This is a genomic window from Saccharopolyspora indica, from assembly GCF_027853965.1.
In the GTDB taxonomy this organism is placed as follows: domain Bacteria; phylum Actinomycetota; class Actinomycetes; order Mycobacteriales; family Pseudonocardiaceae; genus Saccharopolyspora; species Saccharopolyspora indica.
Genome location: NZ_JAQGLB010000002.1, coordinates 305,502 through 325,630, shown reverse-complemented (window position 1 = coordinate 325,630; position 20,129 = coordinate 305,502). Strand labels below are relative to the sequence as shown.

The window sequence follows — 20,129 nt, the reverse complement described above, 5'->3', positions numbered from 1 at the left end:
TCCCCCTAGCCCTTGGCCTGCAAGCTCGTCACGGCCGCCCCAGCGGCCTGCGCGGCCTTCTCGCACATCTGCTCGTTGTCCAGTTCGTCACCCCCGGTGAGCAGGGCCAGCGACGCCCAGAGCGTCTGGCCCTCGGCGGCGTCGACGAACACGTCGCAGCCCAGCCGTTCCGCACCGGCGATCTGGCTCTGCACCGCGCCGAACCCGTTGACGTCGAAGGTCCGGCGCGAACCCTCCGCGCTGCTGACCTTCTCCAGGAAAGGTTCGATGCCCTGCGGCACGACCCGCAGCGAAAGGCCCGTGCTCACCCCGGTTCCATCGCTCAGGTATCCGCAACCGCTGTAGTTGTCGCCGTTCTTCTCCACCGGTGCCGGGCGGGCGACCTGCAGCTGCGTCATCTGCTGCCCGGTCAGCCAGGTGCAGATCTCCGCATCCTGCGCGCCGGCGACCGGGAGCTCCGCGGGACGCTTCGGCAGCTCCGGTTCGGCGCTGGTGGCCGTCGATTCACCGGCAGGCACCGGATCCGGTCCGTTCACCGTGCAGCCGGCCACCAAGAGCGCGGCGGCGGTCAGCCCGAGCAGCCCGCCGGACCGGCGAACGCGCGACGAAACACTCACATCTGCCCCTGCTGAACGTTGAAGGACGCGACGATCTCCTCGTCGGTGTACCCGTACTGCTTGGCCGCTTCTTCCAGCTGGCGCCCGAGCTCGAAGACGTTGTCCACGTACTGCTGCAGGCGCGAGTAGTGCGAATCCGGGTTGCCGACCAGGTTGGCCGTCCAGACCGCCGCCGCCGTGGAACTGACCTTGTCGTAACCGGGCGCGGAGACCATCAGGCTCGGCCTCAGGTCTCGGAGCTTCTTCTTCGCACCCTCGGCCGCGGAAAGGATCACCTTGCGGACTTCCAGGACGTTGTCCCGGTTCACGGTGAGGGTCTGGCCGCCGCCCGGAGCCGGCGGCGGTGGCGGCGGTGCTGGCGTCGTCATCGCGGGAAACCCCCAGGTTAGCGGCTTGGTGATCACCGTTTCGTCCGCCGACCCTAGCAGCGGCGTTCACCGCCCGTCACCAACTCGCGAGAACTTCACAGGAACCCAACGCGGCAATGCGCAATCGCGAATGCGACGACCGCCGAACCGAACCCGAGAGAGCGAACCGGAACCCGACAAAAGCCCCTCCCATCGCAGCTCCAGCGGTGTTTGCCCGCCACGACGACCCTCCGCCGATCGCACATTTCGCCGACCGCGGCGGGAAACGCGTTCTCGAATTCGAGAATTGATCTCCGGCAACGGATCCGGCGCGGACGAAGAATGAGGAGAACCTCATGAAACCCGCCCCTTTACCGCCGAAAGGAGCAATAAATCCGGTGATTCAAGCGACATGGTGAACAAGTCGGAGATCGACTCGGCCGATGTGTCCACTCGGTACGGTCCACCCCGTTGATCTTCATTGTCCACGTTGGGGAGGCGTGGCACCATGACGCTTGCACAGGCACGCCCGGGAATCGGGTTTCCGCGCTCTGCCGGGGTTTTACGCCTCAGCGGCGTGCTCTTCACCCCGCGCGATCCGGCCGCCGACCTCATCGGCGCGCTGCACGCGTTCCGCACCGACCGGATCTCGGTCGAGCGCCTCGGCGAAGTGCTCCGCGGCACCTCGCTGTTCACGCCGGTGTCCGATGAGGACGGTGGCGTGGCGGTGCTCGCGGCACGCGACGGCGAGCTGTCCTGGCTCGGCGCGTTCACCACCGAGGCCCGGCTGGCCGGGTTCTACCGGGAATCCGGCCGCGGCCCGGATGCGGTGCGCTACGCGGAGCTGACCGGGGCAGAACTGCTCGACCAGGTCCTGCCCGCCCTGCCCAGGGGTACCGGCCTGGTCATCGACGCGGGCACCGGGCACAGCACCGCGCTGGGTCCGGTCGCCGGCCTCGTACCGGACGAGATCGCACTCACCGAAAGCGGGAAGTGATGGCACACGACGGTTTTCGCGTCGACATGACCGCGCTGCAGGGCGCGGAGGAAGGTGTCCAGCAGGCGATCGCCGAGCTCGGCGAGATGGCCCGCTGGGGCATGTCCGCGGCCGCCGCGCAGGGCATGGGGCTCGCGGAGTACGTCTGGGACTCGGCGGCACACGTCGGTCACCAGAAGCTGGGCGCCGCGATCATGGCCTTCGGCCAGGTCTGGGACCCGGGCATGCGCTACCTGGTCGAGGACGGCCAGGCCGCGGTGGGCGCGCTCGGCGAAGCGCGCGCCGCCTACCACCAGATGGACGCTCAGGCAGCCGCGGAGCTGCAGAAGTTCGGTGGCCGCTGATGGTGAGCAATCAGAGCACCTTCTCCGAAGACCTGAACTCGGCGGGCAACGAGCTGCACAAGCTCGGTCAGCTGGCCGGGATCGGCCCGCAGGACGTCATCCCCGGTGATCCCGCCACGACCGCCGAGATCGGCGAGCACCTGTCCAAGCTCGGTTCGGCGCTGGAGCGCGCTGGCCAGGGCATCAAATCCATCGACTCCGACGGCTGGACCGGGCAGGCCGGTGACGCGTTCCGGGCCAACTACCTGGAGAAGGCCCCCGGCGATTGGCTCAAAGCGGCCGATTCGTTCACCGACGCGGGCCAGGCGGTCGTGGACTACCAGCAGGTGCTGGCGACCGAGAAACCGCGCGCGGAACGGGCGAAGGAAGAGCTCGACCGATCCATCGAGGTGTCGCAAGCGGCCGCCCGCAAGCACAACGCGGCCATCGAGGCCTACAACGCGGGTGGTTCCGGTGCGCAGCCCGGCGCTTTCGTGGATCCGGGTGCGCAAGCCCGCGCCCGTGCGCAGCAGGAGATCGAGGCGGCCAAAGCCGCGGTGCAGGCAGCCGGGGACCGCGCGGCGGACATCATCTTCAAGGCCTGCGCCGGAGCACCGGAGAAGCCCGGTCTGCTGGCGGATCTCGTCGACGGCATCCAGGCCGTCGGCGACACCCTCTACGACTTCGGTTCGGGTGTGGTCGAGGGCGCCGTCGGCATGGTGACCGGCGTCGCCGGACTCGGCGTCGGCCTGGGCAAGGCGTACTACTACTCCACGCCCGGCATGGAACTCGTCGACCCGGAGGGCTACGCGAAGTTCAACGAAGCCGCGACCACCACTCTCCAATCGGTCGTCGAGAATCCCTACCAGGCCGTGAAAACCGTGGTGGACGTGGACGGCTGGAAGCAGAACCCGGCCAAGGCCCTCGGTTCGATGGCCCCGGACGCGGTGGCCAGCATCGTCGGCGGCACCGGAATCGCGACCAAGGTCGCCAAGGGCGCCGACGCGCTCTCCGGCGTGACCGACGCAGCCCGCACGGCCGACCGGGTCGGCGACGTGGGCCGCCACGCCCCGGACAACACGCCGCCCTGGGCCGACCTCGACTCCGCGCCCCCACCGCGCAGCCCGGAACCACCGGCCCCGAACCCGTGGGACGGCCACGAATTCGGCCCCAAGGGCTCCGACCCGCTGCCCGACCCGGAACCCCCACCGGCCCCGGCCCCGGAACCCCGCGGCGAGAAGCTGCCGGACTGGGCCGACGAAGACATCCCGGAAGGCTGGCTCGACGACGGCAACGGCCCACCACAATTGCCGCCGGACCCGGTTCCGGACAGCCCGCCGGTGAACCTCGAAGACCACGCAGCCCGGCTGGAGGAGATCAGCCGGGCGAACCAGGAACTGGCGAACTACGACCGGTTGCTGAAGGACCCGGACTTGAGCCCCGGCAGAAGGCAACAACTGGAGAACGAGTGGCTCAACACAGCTCGTTACCTGGACCAGCTGAAAGGCAGGGGTTGATCAGCAGTGGAGAACACGCGCACCGTCTTGGGGTTCGGCCCGGAGCGGCAAGCTCAGTCATGCGTGGTCGAGTGGGGCCGCGTCGGCCAGGAAGTCCACGTCTGGATCAGCTCCGAGGGGTCGTCCTGCCCCGAGGTCGGCGCCGCTGGCCCTGACCTGTTCCGCGGCCTGATGGGCGTGCGGCGACAGCTGTTCGGGCACCGGTGGATGCTGCTCGTCGCGGGAGCACGCCGCGACGCCTGGCACGGCACTCCGGAGCATCCGTGCAGCCCGGATCACCTGCGGAGCTACCCGACCTTCGGGGCAGCACCCGCTGGCGAAGCCCACGTCCTGAACCACGAACGCGACATCTGGTCGCTTGCCACTTCGTGGGAGGAACAGTTCCTCTGGCACCAGGAATGGCAGAACCCGCACAGCCATGCGTGGACCACCGCCTTCGGGACCAGCCACGCCCGGTGAACGCAGTGCCGGGCAACCAGGGGAGATCGCATCGTTCCGCCGCGCGTTCGACGAGGCGGTGCCCCAGATCGAAGCCGACGCCGCGACCCGCTGAGCACCCGATCCGGTGGTAGGTGAAGGGCACCTTTAGGCAAGTTACTTGCTAAAAGGTGCCCTTCACCTGGCGGTCAGAGCTCGAAGCGGTAGCCCATTCCGGGTTCGGTGATGAGGTGCTTGGGGTGGCTGGGGTCCAGTTCGAGCTTGCGGCGGAGTTGGGCCAGGTAGACGCGGAGGTAGTGGGTCTCGTTCGCGTACTGGGGGCCCCAGACCTCTTTGAGGAGCTGCTTCTGGCCCACCAGGCGGCCCTGGTTGCGGGTCAGGACTTCGAGCATGCCCCACTCGGTCGGCGTCAGGTGGATCTCCGCGCCGTCGCGCAGGACCTTCTTCGCCGAGAGGTCGACGGTGAAGGTCGCGGTCTCCACCACCGGCTGGTCGACCGCGCCGCTGGTGCTGGCGCGGCGCACCGCCGCGCGCAGGCGGGCCAGCAGCTCGTCCATGCCGAAGGGCTTGGTGACGTAGTCGTCGGCTCCGGCGTCCAGCGCCAGCACCTTGTCGGTGGAGTCGGTGCGGGCGGAGAGCACGATGATCGGCACCGTCGTCCAGCCGCGCAGGCCCGCGATGACCTCGCTGCCGTCCATGTCCGGCAGGCCGAGGTCGAGCACCACCACGTCGGGCTTGCCCTCGCCCGCGGCCCGCAGCGCCGCCGCGCCGTCCACCGCGGTGAGCACCTCGTAGCCGCGGGCGCTCAGGTTGATCCGCAGCGCGCGCAGCAGCTGCGGTTCGTCGTCGATCACCAGGACTTTCGTCATCGTCTCCCCTGTCCGTCCGCCGCAGGCAGCGACAGCACGATCGTCAGGCCGCCGCCGGGGGTGTCCTCGGCGCGGATCGTGCCTTCCATGGCCGTCATGAACCCCTGCGCCACGCTCAGCCCCAGCCCGACCCCTGCCGGGCCCGTGTCACCGAGATCGCCGAGCCGCTCGAAGGGCGCGAACACCGTCTCCGCCGCGCCTTCGGGCAGGCCCGGCCCGTGGTCGACCACCCGCAGCTCCACGCGGGCGGCGTGCTCGCTGGCGCGGACGCCGATCCGGCCGCCGTGCGGGCGGCCGTACTTCAGCGCGTTCTGCACCACGTTGGCCACCACCCTCTCCAGCAGTCCGACGTCGGCCAGCACCGGGGGCAGCGATTCGTCGATCTCCACGTCGACGTGCTGCTGCCCGTCCAGGCCGGCCAGCGCTCTGGCCGCGACCTCGTAGTAGCCGACCGGGCGCAGCCGGGGTGCGATCGCGCCGGTGGCCAGCCGGGACGAGTCGAGCAGGTTCCCCACCAGGTCGGTCAGCCGGTCCGCGGATTCCTCCACGCCCGCCAGCAGCTCGGCGGTGTCGGCCGCGGAGAGCTGGAGGTCGGGCGCGCGCAGGCTGCTCACCGAGGCCTTGATCGAGGCCAGCGGGGTGCGCAGGTCGTGCCCGACCGCGGACAGCAGCGCGGTGCGCAGCTGGGTGGCGTCGGCGCGCCGCTGGGCCTCCTGCGCTTCGGCGGCCATCCGCTGCTGGCGCAACGCCATCAGCGCCTGGCCCGCCGCGCCTTCCAGGACGGTGCGGTCGGCCGCCGGGAGCGGGCGGCGGCCCGGGCGCCGGAGCACCAGGTGCACGTCCTGGTTGACCTCGATGTCCACATCGGACTCCTCCGGCCGGGTGCACCGCTCGGCACCGGTGGCGGCGGCGACGTGCCAGCCGTCGTCGGTGCGCTCCAGCAGCGCCGCCGAGGTCAGGCCGAAGTTCTCCACCACCTTCTCCAGCAGCCGCGCCAGCGGATCCGGGTGGGTGAGCACGGTCCGGGCGTAGGAGGTCAGCAGCGCCGCCTCGGTGCGCGCGCCGCTGGCCTTCTCGGCGAGCCGCGCCGCGCGGTCGACGGTGAACGCGACCACCATGCCGACGATCATCATCGCGATCACCGTCACCAGGTTCTGCGGTTCGGCGACGGTCAGCGTGTACAGCGGCGGTGTCAGGAAGAAGTTCAGCAGGCCGCCGGAGAGCAGTGCGGCGACGATCGCCGGCGCCATCCCGCCGACCAGCGCGACGATGACGGTGGCCAGGAAGTAGCCGACGACGTCCGTGGACAGCGCGTCGAAACCGGCGGTGTAGGCCACCGCCGTGACCGCGCCGGGCAGCAGCACCGAGAGCGCCCAGCCCCAGAACTGCCGCGCCGTGGACAGCGGGTTGCGGGCGAACTTCTTCAGCAGCTGCCGCCCACCGGCTTCGGCGTGGGTGACCATGTGCACGTCGATGGCGCCCGACTTCTGCACCGTGACCGCGCCGATGCCCTCGTCGAACACGCGCGCCCAGCGGGAGCGGCGGGAGGTGCCGACGACCAGCTGCGTGGCGTCGGCGGCGCGGGCGAACTCCAGCAGCGCCTCCGGGACGTCGTCGCCGACGACGGTGTGGAAGCTGGCGCCGACCGCGTCGGCGAGCTTGCGGGCGCGGGCGACACCGCTGGGCGAAGAGCCCGCGAGGCCGTCGCTGCGCAGCACGTGCACCACCTGGAGCTCCGCGCCCGCGCGAGCGGCGATGCGGCGCGCTCTGCGGATCAGCGTCTCGCTCTCCGGGCCGCCGGTGACGGCGACGACGACGCGCTCGCGGGTCTCCCAGGTGTCGGTGATCTTCTGCTCCGCGCGGTATCGGCGAAGCGCCACGTCGACCTGGTCGGCCAGCCACAGCAGCGCCAGTTCGCGCAGCGCGGTGAGGTTGCCGGTGCGGAAGTAGTTGCCCAGCGCGGCATCCACCCGGTCGGCGGCGTAGACGTTGCCGTGCGCCATGCGGCGGCGGAGCGCTTGCGGGGTGATGTCGGCGAGTTCGATCTGCTCGGCGCGGCGCACCACCTCGTCCGGCACCGTCTCCTGCTGGCGGATGCCGGTGATCGCCTCCACCACGTCGTTGAGGCTCTCCAGGTGCTGCACGTTCACCGTGGACAGCACGGTGATCCCGGCGTCGAGCAGCTCCTCGATGTCCTGCCAGCGCTTCTCGTGGCGGGAACCGGGCACGTTGGTGTGCGCGAGCTCGTCGACGACGGCCACCTCCGGCTTGCGGGCCAGCACCGCGGCGAGGTCCATCTCGGTGAGCGCGACGCCGCGGTGCTCGATCGCGGCCCGCGGCACGACCTCCAGGCCGTCGAGCAGCGCGGCGGTCTTGGCCCGGCCGTGGTCCTCCACGAAGCCGACCACCACATCGGTCCCGCGCCCGGCTCTGCGGTGCGCCTCGTTGAGCATCGCGTAGGTCTTCCCGACGCCCGGAGCCGCTCCGAGGTAGATCCGCAGCTCGCCGCGCCGTCGTCCGTTCTCCGCCACGCTCCCCAGTCTCCTACGACCTGCTGTTAATAGCGGACGGTCCCACCGGACCGCCGCCCCGTCACCCGGGCTCCGGTCAATTTCTCGCGAAATTGACGTTCACCCGGGTGACGGTCAATTTCGTACGAAATTGACCAGGACCTGGTCAGCGGGCTTGGTGGACGGCGACGTTGAGGGTCGTCACGTTGACCACCCGCTCGGCGATCACCCCACCTGTGGTGTTCTCCGCGATCAGGCGCCGGACCTCCTCCAGCGGCAGCCCGGTGACGCGGGCCACGCGCTGGGCCTGCAGCTGCGCGTACGCCGGGCTGATGTCCGGGTCCACGCCGCTGGCCGATGCCGTCACGGCGTCAGCGGGAACCAGCTCCGGCGCCACGTCCTCGCGGGCGGCGATCGCCGTGCGGCGCTCCTGCACCGCGGACAGCAGGTCCTCGCTGGCTCCGCCGTGGTTGGTGCCGCCGGTGGTCGACGGGTCGCCCGGCCCCAGCGGTCCTTCGGCCGATGCCGACGGGCGGGTGTGGAAGTACGGGTCGTTCGCCGGGTCGGCGGGGACCGGGTCGACGCCGATCCGCGAGGAGCCGACCACCCGCCCGTCCACCACGATCTGCGAACCCTCGGCGTTGGCCTGCAGGCCGGGGATCCGGCTGATCCCCCAGATCGCCAGCGGGTACGCCACGCCCAGCACGACCGTGGCCACCAGCAGCAGCCGCAGGCCCGCCAGGGTCTGCCGCAACAACGTGCTCTTCATCGGTGCCTCTCAAGATGTTCCGGTGCGGTCGCGAGGACCGCTCAGCCGATGCCGGGGATGAAGCGGATCAGCAGGTCGATCAGCCAGATGCCCAGGAACGGCGTGACGATGCCGCCCAAGCCGTAGACCAGCAGGTTCCGCCGCAGCAGGGCGCTGGCGGTGGTCGGCCGGTAGCGGACCCCGCGCAGCGCCAGCGGGATCAGGGCGACGATGACCAGCGCGTTGAAGATCACCGCGGACAGGATCGCCGAGGTCGGCGTGGCCAGCCGCATGACGTTCAGCGCGTCCAGCTGCGGGTAGATCGCCACGAACATCGCCGGCAGGATCGCGAAGTACTTGGCCAGGTCGTTGGCGATGCTGAAGGTGGTCAGCGCGCCGCGGGTGATCAGCAGCTGCTTGCCGATCTCGACGATCTCGATCAGCTTGGTCGGGTCGGAGTCCAGGTCGACCATGTTCCCGGCTTCCTTGGCCGCCGCCGTGCCGGTGTTCATCGCCACCCCGACGTCGGCTTGGGCCAGCGCGGGCGCGTCGTTGGTGCCGTCGCCGGTCATCGCGACCAGCCGCCCGCCCTCCTGCTCGGCCTTGATCAGCGCCATCTTGTCCTCGGGCTTGGCCTCGGCGAGGTAGTCGTCGACGCCGGCCTCGGCGGCGATGGCCTTGGCGGTGAGCTCGTTGTCACCGGTCACCATCACGGTGCGGATGCCCATCGCGCGCAGCTCGGCGAACCGCTCGGCCATCCCTGGTTTGACCACATCGGACAGTCGGATCACCCCGACCACCCGGGTGGTTCCGCCGCTGCGCTCGGCCACCACCAGCGGTGTGCCGCCCTGCGCGGCGATCCCGTCGGTCAGCTCCACCACTTCGCCGGGAACCCCGCCCGCCCAGGCGCGGACCGCGCTGGTGGCGCCCTTGCGGATCTCGCGGCCGTCGATGTCGATGCCGCTCATCCGCGTCTGCGCGGTGAAGGGAACCTCCTCGGCGCGCAGTTCCGCGCCCTGCGCCTGCGCGGGCAGCCCGAACTGCTCGGCGCAGAACGCCACGATGCTGGTGCCTTCGGGCGTCGGGTCGGCGAGGCTGGACAGCCGCGCCACCTCTGCCAGCTCGCGCGGCGTCACCCCGTCGACCGGCAGCAGTTCCGTGCAGCGCCGGTTGCCGAAGGTGATCGTCCCGGTCTTGTCCAGCAGCAAGGTGTCCACGTCGCCCGCCGCTTCCACCGCGCGCCCGGATTTGGCGAGCACGTTGCGCTGCACCAGCCGGTCCATGCCCGCGATGCCGATCGCCGAGAGCAGCGCGCCGATGGTGGTCGGGATCAAGCACACCAGCAGCGCCGTCAGCGTGATCACCGACAGCAGCGAACCGGAGTAGCCGGCCATCGGCTGCAGCGCGACGACCGCGAGCAGGAAGATGATGGTCAGCGTGGACAGCAGGATCGTCAGCGCGATCTCGTTCGGCGTCTTCTGCCGCTGCGCGCCTTCGACCAGCGCGATCATCCGGTCCACGAAGGTCTCGCCGGGCTTGGCGGTGACCTGCACGACGATCCGGTCCGACAGCACCGTGGTGCCCGCCGTGACCGCCGAGCGGTCGCCGCCGGATTCCCGGATCACCGGGGCGGATTCGCCGGTGATCGCCGACTCGTCGACGGTCGCGATGCCCTCCACGACGTCACCGTCGCCGGGGATCACCTCGCCCGCCTCGACGACCACCCGGTCGCCGACGCGCAGCGCCGTGCCGGGCACCTGCTCCTCGACGCCGTCGACCAGCCGCCGCGCGACGGCCTCGGTCTTGGTGCGCCGCAACGATTCCGCCTGCGCCCGGCCACGACCTTCGGCGACGGCTTCGGCGAGGTTGGCGAACAGCACGGTGAACCACAGCCACGCGGCCACCGCGATGCTGAACACGTTCGGGTCGAACACGGCGAGCACCGTGGTCAGCGCCGAACCGACCCACACCACGAGCATGACCGGGTTGGCCAGCTGGTGCTTCGGGTTCAGCTTGCGCAGCGCTTCCGGCAGCGAGCTCCACAGCTGGCGCGGGCTGAACGCACCGGCGGCGAGCTTGCGCGGGCCGGTTTCCTGCGGCGAGCTCTGGGTTTTCTCCAGTGTCGTGGTCATGCGAGGGCCTCCGCGATCGGGCCGAGGGCGAGCGCGGGCAGGAAGGTCAGCGCCGCGACGAGGACGACGGTGCCACCGAGCAGTCCGGCGAACAGCGGACCGGTGGTGGGCAGGGTGCCCGCGGTGGCGGGCGTGCGCTGCTGCGCGGCGACCGAACCGGCCAGCATCAGCACCGCCAGGATCGGCACGAACCGGCCGAACAGCATCGCCAGCCCCAGCGCGATCTGGAAGAAGTCGCTGGTGACGGTCAGTCCGGCGAAGGCGCTGCCGTTGTTGTTGCCCGCCGAGGCGAAGGCGTAGAGGACCTCGGAGAGCCCGTGCGCCCCGCTGTTGGTCATGGCGTCCGATGTGGACGGCAGCGCCAGCGCGGTGCCCGCGCCGAGCAGCACCACCGTCGGCATGGCCAGGATCGAGACGGCCGCCGCGGTGACCTCCCGCCGCCCGAGCTTCTTGCCCAGGTACTCCGGGGTGCGGCCGACCATCAGCCCGGCCAGGAAGACCGCGATCACGGCCAGCACCAGGATGCCGTACAGCCCGGCGCCGACACCGCCCGGCGCGACCTCGCCGAGCAGCATGTTCAGCAGCGGCACCAGACCACCGAGCCCGGTGTAGCTGTCGTGCATCGAGTTGACCGCGCCGGTGGAGGTGCCGGTGGTGGCGACGGCGAACAGCCCGGACAGGAACAGCCCGAACCGCGCTTCCTTGCCCTCCAGCGCACCACCGGCGGCCAGCGAGGCGGGACCGTTCGGGTGGCTCTCGGCCCACCAGACGACGGCGGTCATCACCGCCATGATCGACACCATCACCGCCAGCAGCACCCGGCCCTGGCGGCGGTCGCCGACGATGGTGCCGAAGGTGCGGGTCAGGGCCAGCGGGATCACCAGGATCAGGAAGATCTCCAGCAGGTTGCTGATGCCACCGGGGTTGGAGAACGGGTGCGCCGAGTTGGCGTTGAGCACGCCGCCGCCGTTGGTGCCGAGCTCCTTGATGGCCTCCTGGCTGGCGATCGGCGCGGTGGCGATGGTGTGCGCCTGCCCGTCCAGCCCGATGACGTCGATGCCCGAGGCGAGGCTCATCGCCCCGCCGAGCGCGACCAGCAGCACCGCGCCGACCGCCGCGATCGGCAGCAGCACGCGGGTGCAGCCGCGGGTGATGTCCACCCAGATGTTGCCGATGCGCCCGGTGCCCGCCGCGGTGAAGCCGCGCACCAGCGCGATCGCGACCGCCATGCCGACCGCGGCCGACACGAAGTTCTGCACGGTCAGCCCGGTCATCTGCACCGCGTGCCCGAGGACCTGCTCCGGCACGTAGGACTGCCAGTTGGTGTTGGTGACGAAGCTGATCGCGGTGTTGAAGGCCACCGCGGGCTCCACCGCGCCGCGGCCGAAGCTCAGCGGCAGCAGCGGCTGCAGGCGCTGCAACAGGTAGAGCAGCGCGATGGACATGGCGGAGAAGCCGAGGACGCCCGCGGCGTAGGTGGTCCAGCGCTGCTGGGCGTCGCCGTCGACGCGCACCAGGCGGTAGATCACCTTCTCCACGCGCCAGTGCTTCTCGCTGGTGTAGACGTGGGCCAGGTAGTCACCGAGCGGCCGGTAGACCGCTGCGATGGCCAGGATCAGGAGGCCGACCTGGACCAGGCCGACCATTAACGAACTCATCAGAACTTCTCCGGCCGGACGAGAGCGACGAACAGGTAACCGATCAACAGCAGGGCCAACACGCCTCCGGCGACGTTGGCCAGCAATGCGCTCACAACCGCTCCAAACCGCGCAAAGTCAGGGCCAGCACGAGGAACCCGCCGATCAACAACACGGCGTAGGCCAGATCAGCCACCGCTGCGCACTCCTCACTCGAATCCGGGTCGCCGGGTCCGGCGACCACCCGCGTTCAGCGAAGTCCCCGGCCCCGCCCCCGGTCGAGACCCATGACGGCACCTTGATGCCGCTCACCAGCGCGTTGACGCGTTCTTGATGCACGGTTTCGACCGCTGTGCACGGATTGTGCGTGGCCGACTTCACCCGGTCATCTGGTTTCACTGATACAACGATCTACTTAGCATGGATAACGGTTCCACCGGGAACCCGTGGGCCACCAATCCCGACGGCGAAGGAGTCCGGACCATGTGCGGAATCTCCGGCTGGATCGACTTCCAGCGCGACCTCACCCGCGAACGACGCGCGATCGACGCGATGTGCGACACCATGTCCTGCCGCGGCCCCGACGCCCGCGGCACCTGGGTGGCACCGCACGCCGCGCTCGGCCACCGCAGGCTGGCCATCATCGACCTGCCCGGCGGCACCCAGCCGATGACCTCACCCGACGGCGACGTGGTGATCGTCTACAGCGGCGAGACCTACAACTTCACCGAGCTGCGCGACGAACTGCGCCGCCGCGGCCACCGCTTCACCACCGACAGCGACACCGAGGTCGTCCTGCACGGCTACCTGGAGTGGGGCCCGCAGGTCGCCGAGCGGCTCAACGGCATGTTCGCCTTCGCCGTCTGGGACGCCCGCACCGAGCAGCTGCTGCTGATCCGCGACCGGATGGGCATCAAACCGCTGTACTACTACCCGACCGGGCAAGGCGTGCTGTTCGGCTCCGAGCCCAAGGCGATCCTGGCCAACCCGCTGGCCGAGAAGGTCGTCGACGCCGACGGGCTGCGCGAGCTGTTCACGCCGGTCAAGACGCCGCGGCAGGCGGTGTGGGCGGGCATGCGCGAGGTCGAGCCCGGCACCGTCGTCACCGCCGACCGCACCGGCCTGCGCGAGCGCACCTACTGGCGGCTGCGCGCCGCCGAGCACACCGACGACCAGCAGGGCACGGTGCGCCGCGTGCGGGAGCTGCTGGACGACATCGTCGCGCGGCAGCTGATCGCCGACGTGCCGCGCTGCGTGCTGCTCTCCGGTGGCCTGGACTCCAGCGCCATCACCGCGCTGGCGGGCATCGAGCTGGGCCGCAGCGGCGAGCAGGTGCGCAGCTTCGCGGTGGACTTCGCCGGCCAGGCGGAGAACTTCGTGCCCGACGAGCTGCGCGCCACGCCCGACACGCCCTACGTGCACGACGTGGCCGAGCACGTCGGCTCCGCGCACCAGGACATCGTGCTCGACCCCGACGCGCTGGCCGACCCGGAGGCGCGGCGGGCCACCGTGCGGGCCCGCGACCTGCCGATGGGGCTCGGCGACATCGACCAGTCGCTGTACCTGCTGTTCAAGGCGATCCGGCAGCACTCCACGGTGGCGCTGTCCGGCGAATCCGCGGACGAGGTGTTCGGCGGCTACCGCTGGTTCCACGACCCGGAGGCCCGCGCGGCCGACACCTTCCCGTGGATGGCCTCGGTGCGCGGTTCGCACGACCACGTGCTGGCCCCGCACGTGCGCGACGTGCTGGACCTGGACTCCTACGTGGCCGACCGGTACCGCGAGGCGATCGCGGCGGTGCCGGTGCTCGACGGGGAGAGCGCCGCCGAGCGGCGGATGCGGGAGATCAGCCACCTGCACCTGACGCGGTTCGTCCGGATCCTGCTGGACCGCAAGGACCGGATGTCGATGGCGGTCGGCCTGGAGGTCCGGGTGCCGTTCTGCGACCACCGGCTGGTCGAGTACGTCTACAACGCGCCGTGGTCGCTGAAGACCTTCGACGGCAGGGAGAAGAGCCTGCTGCGCCACGCCACCGCGGACGCGCTGCCGAAGTCGGTGGTGGAGCGGGTGAAGAGCCCGTACCCGTCCACGCAGGACCCGAAGTACGCGGCGGCCCTGCAGCGACAGGTGGCGGACCTGGTGGCAGCGGACGACGAGGCGCTGTCCCTGCTCGACGGCCAGTGGCTGCGCGACGCGCTGGCGCTGGACCCGGAGCACATCGACACGCCGACCCGCTTCACCTTCGAGCGGGCCCTCGACATGGCGGCCTGGGTGGATATCCATCGGCCGACCATCAAGCTCTGACGAGATGGGCCCGTGAGTGCTTTGTGGTGCTATAACCCCACAAAGCACTCACGGGCCCACCACCTGCGGAAACACTTCCCGTCACGCCAGGGGCAGCAGGAGGCGGAAGGTGCAGCCTCCGGCCGGGTTCGCGCGGAGGTCCACGCAGCCGTTGTGCGCTCCGGCCAGGGCCGCCGCTATCGCCAGGCCGAGCCCCGCACCGCCCGACTCGCGGGTGCGGCCGTCGTCCACCCGGTAGAAGCGGTCGAAGATCCGGCCCGCGTGCTCGGCAGCGATGCCCGGGCCGCTGTCGGCGATCGACACCACCGCGACCGGAGCGTCCGGCGCCAGCTCCGCTCCCGCTGATGCGAGCGCTCCCCCGCCTGCCGAACCGGGCGCCAACTCGACGGTGATCGGTGAGCCGGGCGTGCTGTGCAACAGCGCGTTGCTCACCAGGTTCGTCAGCACCTGCCGCAGCCGCGGGCCGTCGCCGAGCACGCGCAGCCGCTCCGGGCCGCGCGAGGTGATCTCCCGGTCGGGATCGCGCGCTCGCGCGTCATCGACGACGTCCTGCACCAGCGGCACCAGGTCGAGCTCGACCAGGTCCACGGTGCGCTCCCGGTCCAGCCGCGCCAGCAGCAGCATGTCCTCGACCAGGCCGCCCATGCGCACCGCCTCGGACTCGATGCGGCGCATCATCGTCCGCACGTCCTCCGGCGGGTGCTGGTCGCTGCGGCGGTACAGCTCGGCGAACCCGCGGATCGAGGTCAGCGGCGTGCGCAGCTCGTGCGAGGCGTCCGCGACGAACCGCCGCAGCCGCTGCTCGGAGTGCTCCCGCTGCTGCAGGGCGTCCACCAGCCTGCCGAGCATCGCGTTCAGCGCCGAGCCGAGCCGCCCGGTCTCGGTCCGCGGATCCCGGTCCGGAACGCGCCGGTCCAGCTGCCCGGCCGCGATGGCGTCGGCGGTGCGCTCGATCCGGTCCAGCGGCCGCAGGCTCAGCCGCACCGTCACCGCGGCCGCCGCCGCCAGCACGACCAGCACTACGCCGCCCACCACCAGCTCGATGACGACCAGCTGCCGCACCGTGGCGTCCACCCCGGCCAGCGACAGCGCCAGCACGGCGACGCGACCGCTGGGCAGCGCGACGGTCCGCACCCGCCAGTCCGCACCGCCCGCCCGGTCCGGCACCGTCCCGATCTCGGGCCCGCGCGCCGGATCCACCAGCAGCGGCCCGCCGACATCGCCCTCCGGGCTCCCGATCACCCCGCCGAGCTGCCCGTGCCCGGGATCGAACACCAGCACCCGGAAGTCGGTGGGCAGCTCCCCGCGCCCCGGGCCGTGCTCCGGCGGGGCGCGCGTCGGGTCCGGCGGTGGCGCGCCGCGCTCCCACGGCCCGGACAGCTCGGCCAGCCGGTCGTCGGTGCGGGCGATCAGCGACCGGCTCAGCAGGGCGGTGCTGGTCAGCCCCATCGCCAGCAGGCCGAGCACCAGCGCGCTCAGCAGCACGAGCACCAGCCGCCCGCGCAACGTGCGGAAGATGCTCATCGGTGCTCCGGCGGCAACCGCAGCACGTAGCCCACGCCGCGGATGGTGTGGATCAGCGGCGGCGCGGACGAATCGATCTTGCGCCGCAGGTAGCTGATGTAGGACTCCACGATCCGGCTGTCCCCGCCGAACTCGTAGTCCCACACCCGGTCCAGGATCTGCACCTTGCTGACCACCTTCTCGGCGTTGATCAGCAGGTAGCGCAGGAGTTTGAACTCGGTCGGCGACAGGGTGACCAGCCGCCCGGCGCGGCGGACCTCGTAGCTGTCCTCGTCCAGCTCCAGGTCGTGGTAGCGCAGCTTCGCGTCGGCGGCCTGCGCGGGCCACACCCGGCGCAGGATGGCGCGCAGCCGCAGCACCACCTCGTCCAGGCTGAACGGCTTGGTGACGTAGTCGTCGCCGCCCGCGGTGAGCCCCGCGATCCGGTCCTCGACGGCGTCCCGCGCGGTCAGGAACAGCACCGGGACGGTGTCGCCGCCCGCGCGCAGCTCGGTGGCGACCGAGAACCCGTCCCGGTCCGGCAGCATCACGTCGAGCACGACGATGTCCGGCCGGAACTCCGCCGCCGCGCGCAAGGCATCAGCACCGGTCGCCGCGCCGCGCACCTCGAACCCGCTCAGCCGCAACGCGGCGGTGAGCAGTTCCAGGATGTTCGGCTCGTCGTCGACGACCAGCACCCGAGCTCCACCGGAATCAGCCACGCCAACCAGCCTCCCCGCCCAACCTGGGAAAAACCTGGACGAACCCTGGGAACCCAACCACCGCTGCGCGCGCAGCGCGATTCCGGTCTCACCCGCCGCGCGCCGGTGCCCGCTCCGCAGGTGGGGACCCGTGAGTACTTTGTGGCGCTATAGCACCACAAAGTACTCACGGGCTCTAACTCAGCGATCTCCTGCCGAGCCGCAGGAGTACAGCTCCAGGCCGTCCGCCGCGCCGCCCCACGCCGCCGGGTCGACCGGGGTGCAGTTCTGCTCGACCCACTCCTGGCGGTCGGTGCGCGCTTGGCCGCCGGGGCCTCCTGGCGGTTGCGCGCCGTCCGGGGGCTGGCGGTCGTCCGGGGTGCCGTTCGGGCCGGGTGCGCCTCCGGGGCCGCCGCCGAGGAGGACGTAGCCGAGTTCGCCGGATCGCTTCCACTCGGTCAGCTGGGCCACCGATGGCGCGTTGTCGCCGCCGCTGAAGCCGCCCATGCCGATCACCGTCAGATCCGAGTTGATGAGGTAGGACGACGCCGTCATCGAGCCGCCCTCGATCGCCAGCGGCACCGTCAGATCACCGGCCTGCGCTTGGACGTAGTCGACCAGTTTTCGCTGCTCAGCGCTGAGCGACGTCGCGCCGCCGGGACCGATCTGGATGCGCTGCGGCCTGCGGCCGTCGCCCGTCCCGGGCGGCAGCGTGCCGTCGTGCGGTGGCATGCCGTCGGCGCGCATCCGGCCGCCGGGGCCGCCCATGCCGGTCTCGGGCCCGGCCATCGGGTTCGTGCCGCCCATGCCGGTCTCGCCGGACACCGCGGCGATCGCCGACCACGCCGTGGGCACCAGCAGGATCGCGGCCGAACCCAGCGCCAGGCCGGACTTCGCCAGCCGCTCCCGTCCTCGCCGCCCGAGCAGCAGCACGACCAGTGCGACGATTCCCGTGCCAACAGCGCAATATCCCGCCCACGCGTGCCAGCTCAGGTCGCGCGCGACCACGGCCATCGCCCACGCCGCGGTGATGGCGACACCGATCGGCAGCAGCCATCCCCGGAGGCCGGGTGCGCGGTACCAGCGCCAGAACCGGACGAGCCCGGCGCCGGTCACCGCGCCGACCGCGGGTGCCAGCATCGTCGTGTAGTAGGGGTGCATGATGCCCTGGGCGAAGCTGAACATCAGGCCGATGACCACCAGCCAGCCGCCCCACAGCACCCAGCCCGCGAGCTGCGCGCGATCCACCGGGCGGTGCCGGATCCCGGTCACCAGCACCGAGATCAGCACCAGCGCGCACAGCGGCAGCAACCAGCTGATCTGCCCGGCGAGCTGCTCGTTGGCCATCCGCAGCAATCCCGCCGAACCGGAGAAACCACCGCCACCGCCGGGACCGCCGCCCTCCCCCAGGATCCGGCCGAACCCGTTGTAGCCGAAGATCAGGTCCCACGCCGAACCGTCCTCGCTGCCGCCGATGAACGGCTTCGGCGACGGCCACAGCGCGGTCACCGCCACCCACCAGAACGAGCTCACCAGCAGCACGACCGCGGCCACCCCGAGATCCAGCAGCCGACGCGCCCACCCGGCCCGGTTGCCCAGCAGGTAGGCGACGATGAACGCGGGCAGCACCATCCACGCCTGCAACATCTTCGTCAGGAAGCCGCAGCCCACCAGGAAAGCGGCGAGCGCGACCCAGCCGGTGGCCCGCCGAGCGTCGAAAGCCCGCGTCATGGCGTAAGCCGCCGCGACCACGAGAAGCACCAGCAGGGTGTCCGGGTTGTTGTCGCGGTTGATCACCACGGTGATCGGGGTCAGCGCCAGCACCAGCGCGGCCAGCAGCGCGGCGTGCTCACCCGCCCAGCGCCGAACCGCCCGGTGCAGCAGGAAGACCGCCGCGACGCCCGCCACGGCCTGCGGGAACAGCAGCGCGAACCGGCTGAACCCGAACACCTGCACCGACAGCACCTGCAACCACAGGGCCATCGGCGGTTTGTCCACGGTGACGACGCCGACCGGGTCGAAGGAGCCGAAGAAGAACGCCTCGAAGCTCTGCGACATCGACTTCACGGCGGCCGAGTAGTACGAGTTCCCCCACGAACTCCCGATCCCCCACAGGTACAGCAGCGCGGCGACACCGCAGATCGCGCCCAGCGCCCACGGTTCCCAGCGGCGCGCCCGCGCCCCGACCGGGACGGCGGTCATGACGCCTCCCCGGACCGGAACACCCAGGAGCGCAGCAGCACGAACCGCAACGCCGTACCCAGCACCGAAGATCCCGCCAGCACTAGTACTTCAAGCCACCGCGACGGATCTGCCTGCCAGGCGTGCAGACCGAGCAGCGCACCGGAGGTCACGAGGTAGTACAGCGCGAACACGACCAGCCCCTGCAGGTGCACGCGCCCGGACGAACTCGACTGCCGCAGGAAGGTGAACCTGCGGTTGGCCTCGGTGTTCCACAAGGTCGTGGCGATCAGCGCCACGAGGTTCGCCAGCAGCGGCGGCCACCAGGTGCGCAGGAGCGCGTAGAGCACCGAGGTGAGCACAGTGGACACCAATCCGATGGCGCCGAACGAAACCAGCTGCCACAGCAGTCCGTTCTCCCGCTTCGCCAGCACGGCCTGCGGGTGCGCCGCCCTCGGCTCCGGCCGCCGCGGCAGGCCGGGCACCTTCGCCGCGCCGGTGACCTTCGCCCGCGCGACCCGCACCAGGCCCGCGATGTCGTCGGCCGCGGTCCGCGGCACGTTCACCCGGGTGTCGACGTCCTCGACCCAGTCCACCGGCACCTCGTGCACCCGCAGGCCGTTGTGCTCGGCCAGCAGCAGGAGCTCGGTGTCGAAGAACCAGGAATCGTCCCGGATCGCGGGCAGCAGCGGCTTGACCACATCGGTGCGCGCCGCCTTGAAACCGCATTGCGCATCGGTGAACCGCGCACCGTGCGTCCAGCGCACCATCGCGTTGTAGCACCGCGAGATCAGCTCCCGCTTGCCACCGCGCACGGTCCGCGAGCCGCTCGCCAGCCGCGACCCGACGGCCAGGTCGGAATGCTCGTTGACCAGCGGCGCGACCAGCGGCAGCAGCGCGTCCAGCCCGGTGGACAGGTCGACGTCCATGTACACCACGACATCGGCGTCGCTGCAGCCCCACGCGGTGCGCAACGCCAGCCCGCGGCCCTTGTGGTCCAGGTGCAGCACCCGTACCCGGTCCATCGACGCGGCCAGCTCCTGCGCGACGCGCAACGTGCCGTCGCTGCTGGCGTTGTCGACGACCGTGATGGTCCAGGCGAACGGGAAACCCCCGGCCAGGTGCTCGCCGAGCACCTGCAGGCACCCGGGCAGCGAGCGTTCCTCGTTGTGCACCGGGATGACGACGTCGACCGTCGCGGTCCGGTGCGGCACCCGACGTCCGACGTCGAGCTGCGGCACGGCGCTCATCTCCACCACCTCTCCTTCCGGCTTCGCGAACCATGAAGCCGGAAGGAGGTGCGAG

General features: G+C 71.1%; 17 protein-coding genes. 5 read left to right on the top strand and 12 right to left on the bottom strand.

Features of this window, described 5'->3' with window-relative positions; all coding sequences use genetic code 11:
* Nucleotides 1-5 precede the first annotated feature (5 nt).
* Both OU416_RS05380 and OU416_RS05375 read right to left on the bottom strand, forming a co-directional pair.
* Complete coding sequence (locus OU416_RS05380) at nucleotides 6-617, bottom strand: DUF3558 family protein (protein WP_270925691.1); 612 nt, start codon at nucleotides 615-617, stop codon at nucleotides 6-8.
* Nucleotides 614-985 carry a hypothetical protein gene (locus tag OU416_RS05375; RefSeq protein WP_270925690.1) on the bottom strand — a complete coding sequence of 124 codons (372 nt, stop codon included), beginning with the start codon at nucleotides 983-985 and terminating at the stop codon, nucleotides 614-616. The genes OU416_RS05380 and OU416_RS05375 overlap by 4 nt, the downstream gene beginning before the upstream one ends.
* A 556-nt stretch (nucleotides 986-1,541) precedes the next feature.
* Here OU416_RS05375 and OU416_RS05370 point away from each other — a divergent pair.
* From OU416_RS05370 to OU416_RS05355, 4 genes are read left to right on the top strand one after another with little or no spacing between them, the layout of a single operon-like run.
* Nucleotides 1,542-1,961, top strand: coding sequence for an SseB family protein (locus tag OU416_RS05370; RefSeq protein ID WP_270925689.1), 420 nt, complete (start codon nucleotides 1,542-1,544; stop codon nucleotides 1,959-1,961).
* A complete protein-coding gene (locus OU416_RS05365) occupies nucleotides 1,961-2,305 on the top strand; it encodes a hypothetical protein (protein ID WP_270925688.1) in 345 nt (114 codons plus the stop codon). The genes OU416_RS05370 and OU416_RS05365 overlap by 1 nt, the downstream gene beginning before the upstream one ends.
* Entirely contained in the window at nucleotides 2,305-3,801 is a 1,497-nt protein-coding gene (locus OU416_RS05360) for a putative T7SS-secreted protein (RefSeq protein WP_270925687.1), read from the top strand. The genes OU416_RS05365 and OU416_RS05360 overlap by 1 nt, the downstream gene beginning before the upstream one ends.
* A 6-nt stretch (nucleotides 3,802-3,807) precedes the next feature.
* On the top strand, nucleotides 3,808-4,260 hold the full coding sequence (locus OU416_RS05355; protein ID WP_270925686.1) for a hypothetical protein: 453 nt from the start codon (nucleotides 3,808-3,810) through the stop codon (nucleotides 4,258-4,260).
* Nucleotides 4,261-4,427: 167 nt separating this feature from the next.
* Here the strand turns inward: OU416_RS05355 and OU416_RS05350 are convergent, their stop codons facing one another.
* The 6 genes from OU416_RS05350 to kdpF form a co-directional block, all read right to left on the bottom strand.
* Nucleotides 4,428-5,108, bottom strand: a complete 681-nt coding sequence (locus tag OU416_RS05350; RefSeq protein ID WP_093357472.1) for a response regulator — start codon at nucleotides 5,106-5,108, stop codon at nucleotides 4,428-4,430.
* A complete protein-coding gene (locus OU416_RS05345; RefSeq protein ID WP_270925685.1) occupies nucleotides 5,105-7,639 on the bottom strand; it encodes a sensor histidine kinase in 2,535 nt (844 codons plus the stop codon). The genes OU416_RS05350 and OU416_RS05345 overlap by 4 nt, the downstream gene beginning before the upstream one ends.
* A gap of 145 nt (nucleotides 7,640-7,784) precedes the next feature.
* Nucleotides 7,785-8,387, bottom strand: coding sequence for a potassium-transporting ATPase subunit C (locus OU416_RS05340; protein ID WP_270925684.1), 603 nt, complete (start codon nucleotides 8,385-8,387; stop codon nucleotides 7,785-7,787).
* Between the two features lie 41 nt (nucleotides 8,388-8,428).
* Nucleotides 8,429-10,498, bottom strand: a complete 2,070-nt coding sequence (gene kdpB, locus OU416_RS05335) for a potassium-transporting ATPase subunit KdpB (RefSeq protein WP_270925683.1) — start codon at nucleotides 10,496-10,498, stop codon at nucleotides 8,429-8,431.
* Nucleotides 10,495-12,156 (bottom strand): potassium-transporting ATPase subunit KdpA, encoded by a 1,662-nt coding sequence (gene kdpA, locus OU416_RS05330; RefSeq protein ID WP_270925682.1) that lies wholly within the window; start codon nucleotides 12,154-12,156, stop codon nucleotides 10,495-10,497. The genes kdpB and kdpA overlap by 4 nt, the downstream gene beginning before the upstream one ends.
* On the bottom strand, nucleotides 12,156-12,251 hold the full coding sequence (kdpF, locus tag OU416_RS05325) for a K(+)-transporting ATPase subunit F (RefSeq protein WP_093146669.1): 96 nt from the start codon (nucleotides 12,249-12,251) through the stop codon (nucleotides 12,156-12,158). Before kdpF ends, kdpA begins: the two co-directional genes overlap by 1 nt.
* A 367-nt stretch (nucleotides 12,252-12,618) precedes the next feature.
* Between kdpF and asnB the strand changes: the two genes are divergently transcribed.
* On the top strand, nucleotides 12,619-14,439 hold the full coding sequence (gene asnB, locus OU416_RS05320; protein ID WP_270926077.1) for an asparagine synthase (glutamine-hydrolyzing): 1,821 nt from the start codon (nucleotides 12,619-12,621) through the stop codon (nucleotides 14,437-14,439).
* Nucleotides 14,440-14,520: 81 nt separating this feature from the next.
* Here asnB and OU416_RS05315 read toward each other — a convergent pair whose 3' ends face one another.
* From OU416_RS05315 to OU416_RS05300, 4 genes are all read right to left on the bottom strand, one after another.
* Nucleotides 14,521-15,963 carry a sensor histidine kinase gene (locus tag OU416_RS05315; protein WP_270925681.1) on the bottom strand — a complete coding sequence of 481 codons (1,443 nt, stop codon included), beginning with the start codon at nucleotides 15,961-15,963 and terminating at the stop codon, nucleotides 14,521-14,523.
* Nucleotides 15,960-16,664 carry a response regulator transcription factor gene (locus tag OU416_RS05310; RefSeq protein ID WP_270925680.1) on the bottom strand — a complete coding sequence of 235 codons (705 nt, stop codon included), beginning with the start codon at nucleotides 16,662-16,664 and terminating at the stop codon, nucleotides 15,960-15,962. The genes OU416_RS05315 and OU416_RS05310 overlap by 4 nt, the downstream gene beginning before the upstream one ends.
* 180 nt (nucleotides 16,665-16,844) lie before the next feature.
* Nucleotides 16,845-18,845 (bottom strand): ArnT family glycosyltransferase, encoded by a 2,001-nt coding sequence (locus tag OU416_RS05305; protein ID WP_270925679.1) that lies wholly within the window; start codon nucleotides 18,843-18,845, stop codon nucleotides 16,845-16,847.
* Nucleotides 18,842-20,074: a bifunctional glycosyltransferase family 2/GtrA family protein gene (locus OU416_RS05300; RefSeq protein WP_270925678.1), complete on the bottom strand. Its 1,233-nt coding sequence runs from the start codon at nucleotides 20,072-20,074 to the stop codon at nucleotides 18,842-18,844. The genes OU416_RS05305 and OU416_RS05300 overlap by 4 nt, the downstream gene beginning before the upstream one ends.
* Nucleotides 20,075-20,129: the final 55 nt, after the last annotated feature.

Excerpts from the sequence above, each read along its gene's own strand:
- OU416_RS05375 (WP_270925690.1), bottom strand. The coding sequence starts at position 985 with ATGACGACGCCAGCACCGCCGCCACCGCCGCCGGCTCCGGGCGGCGGC.
- OU416_RS05365 (WP_270925688.1), top strand. The coding sequence starts at position 1,961 with ATGGCACACGACGGTTTTCGCGTCGACATGACCGCGCTGCAGGGCGCG.
- OU416_RS05360 (WP_270925687.1), top strand. The coding sequence starts at position 2,305 with ATGGTGAGCAATCAGAGCACCTTCTCCGAAGACCTGAACTCGGCGGGC.
- OU416_RS05350 (WP_093357472.1), bottom strand. The coding sequence starts at position 5,108 with ATGACGAAAGTCCTGGTGATCGACGACGAACCGCAGCTGCTGCGCGCG.
- OU416_RS05340 (WP_270925684.1), bottom strand. The coding sequence starts at position 8,387 with ATGAAGAGCACGTTGTTGCGGCAGACCCTGGCGGGCCTGCGGCTGCTG.
- kdpB (WP_270925683.1), bottom strand. The coding sequence starts at position 10,498 with ATGACCACGACACTGGAGAAAACCCAGAGCTCGCCGCAGGAAACCGGC.
- kdpA (WP_270925682.1), bottom strand. The coding sequence starts at position 12,156 with ATGAGTTCGTTAATGGTCGGCCTGGTCCAGGTCGGCCTCCTGATCCTG.
- asnB (WP_270926077.1), top strand. The coding sequence starts at position 12,619 with ATGTGCGGAATCTCCGGCTGGATCGACTTCCAGCGCGACCTCACCCGC.
- OU416_RS05315 (WP_270925681.1), bottom strand. The coding sequence starts at position 15,963 with ATGAGCATCTTCCGCACGTTGCGCGGGCGGCTGGTGCTCGTGCTGCTG.
- OU416_RS05305 (WP_270925679.1), bottom strand. The coding sequence starts at position 18,845 with ATGACCGCCGTCCCGGTCGGGGCGCGGGCGCGCCGCTGGGAACCGTGG.
- OU416_RS05300 (WP_270925678.1), bottom strand. The coding sequence starts at position 20,074 with ATGAGCGCCGTGCCGCAGCTCGACGTCGGACGTCGGGTGCCGCACCGG.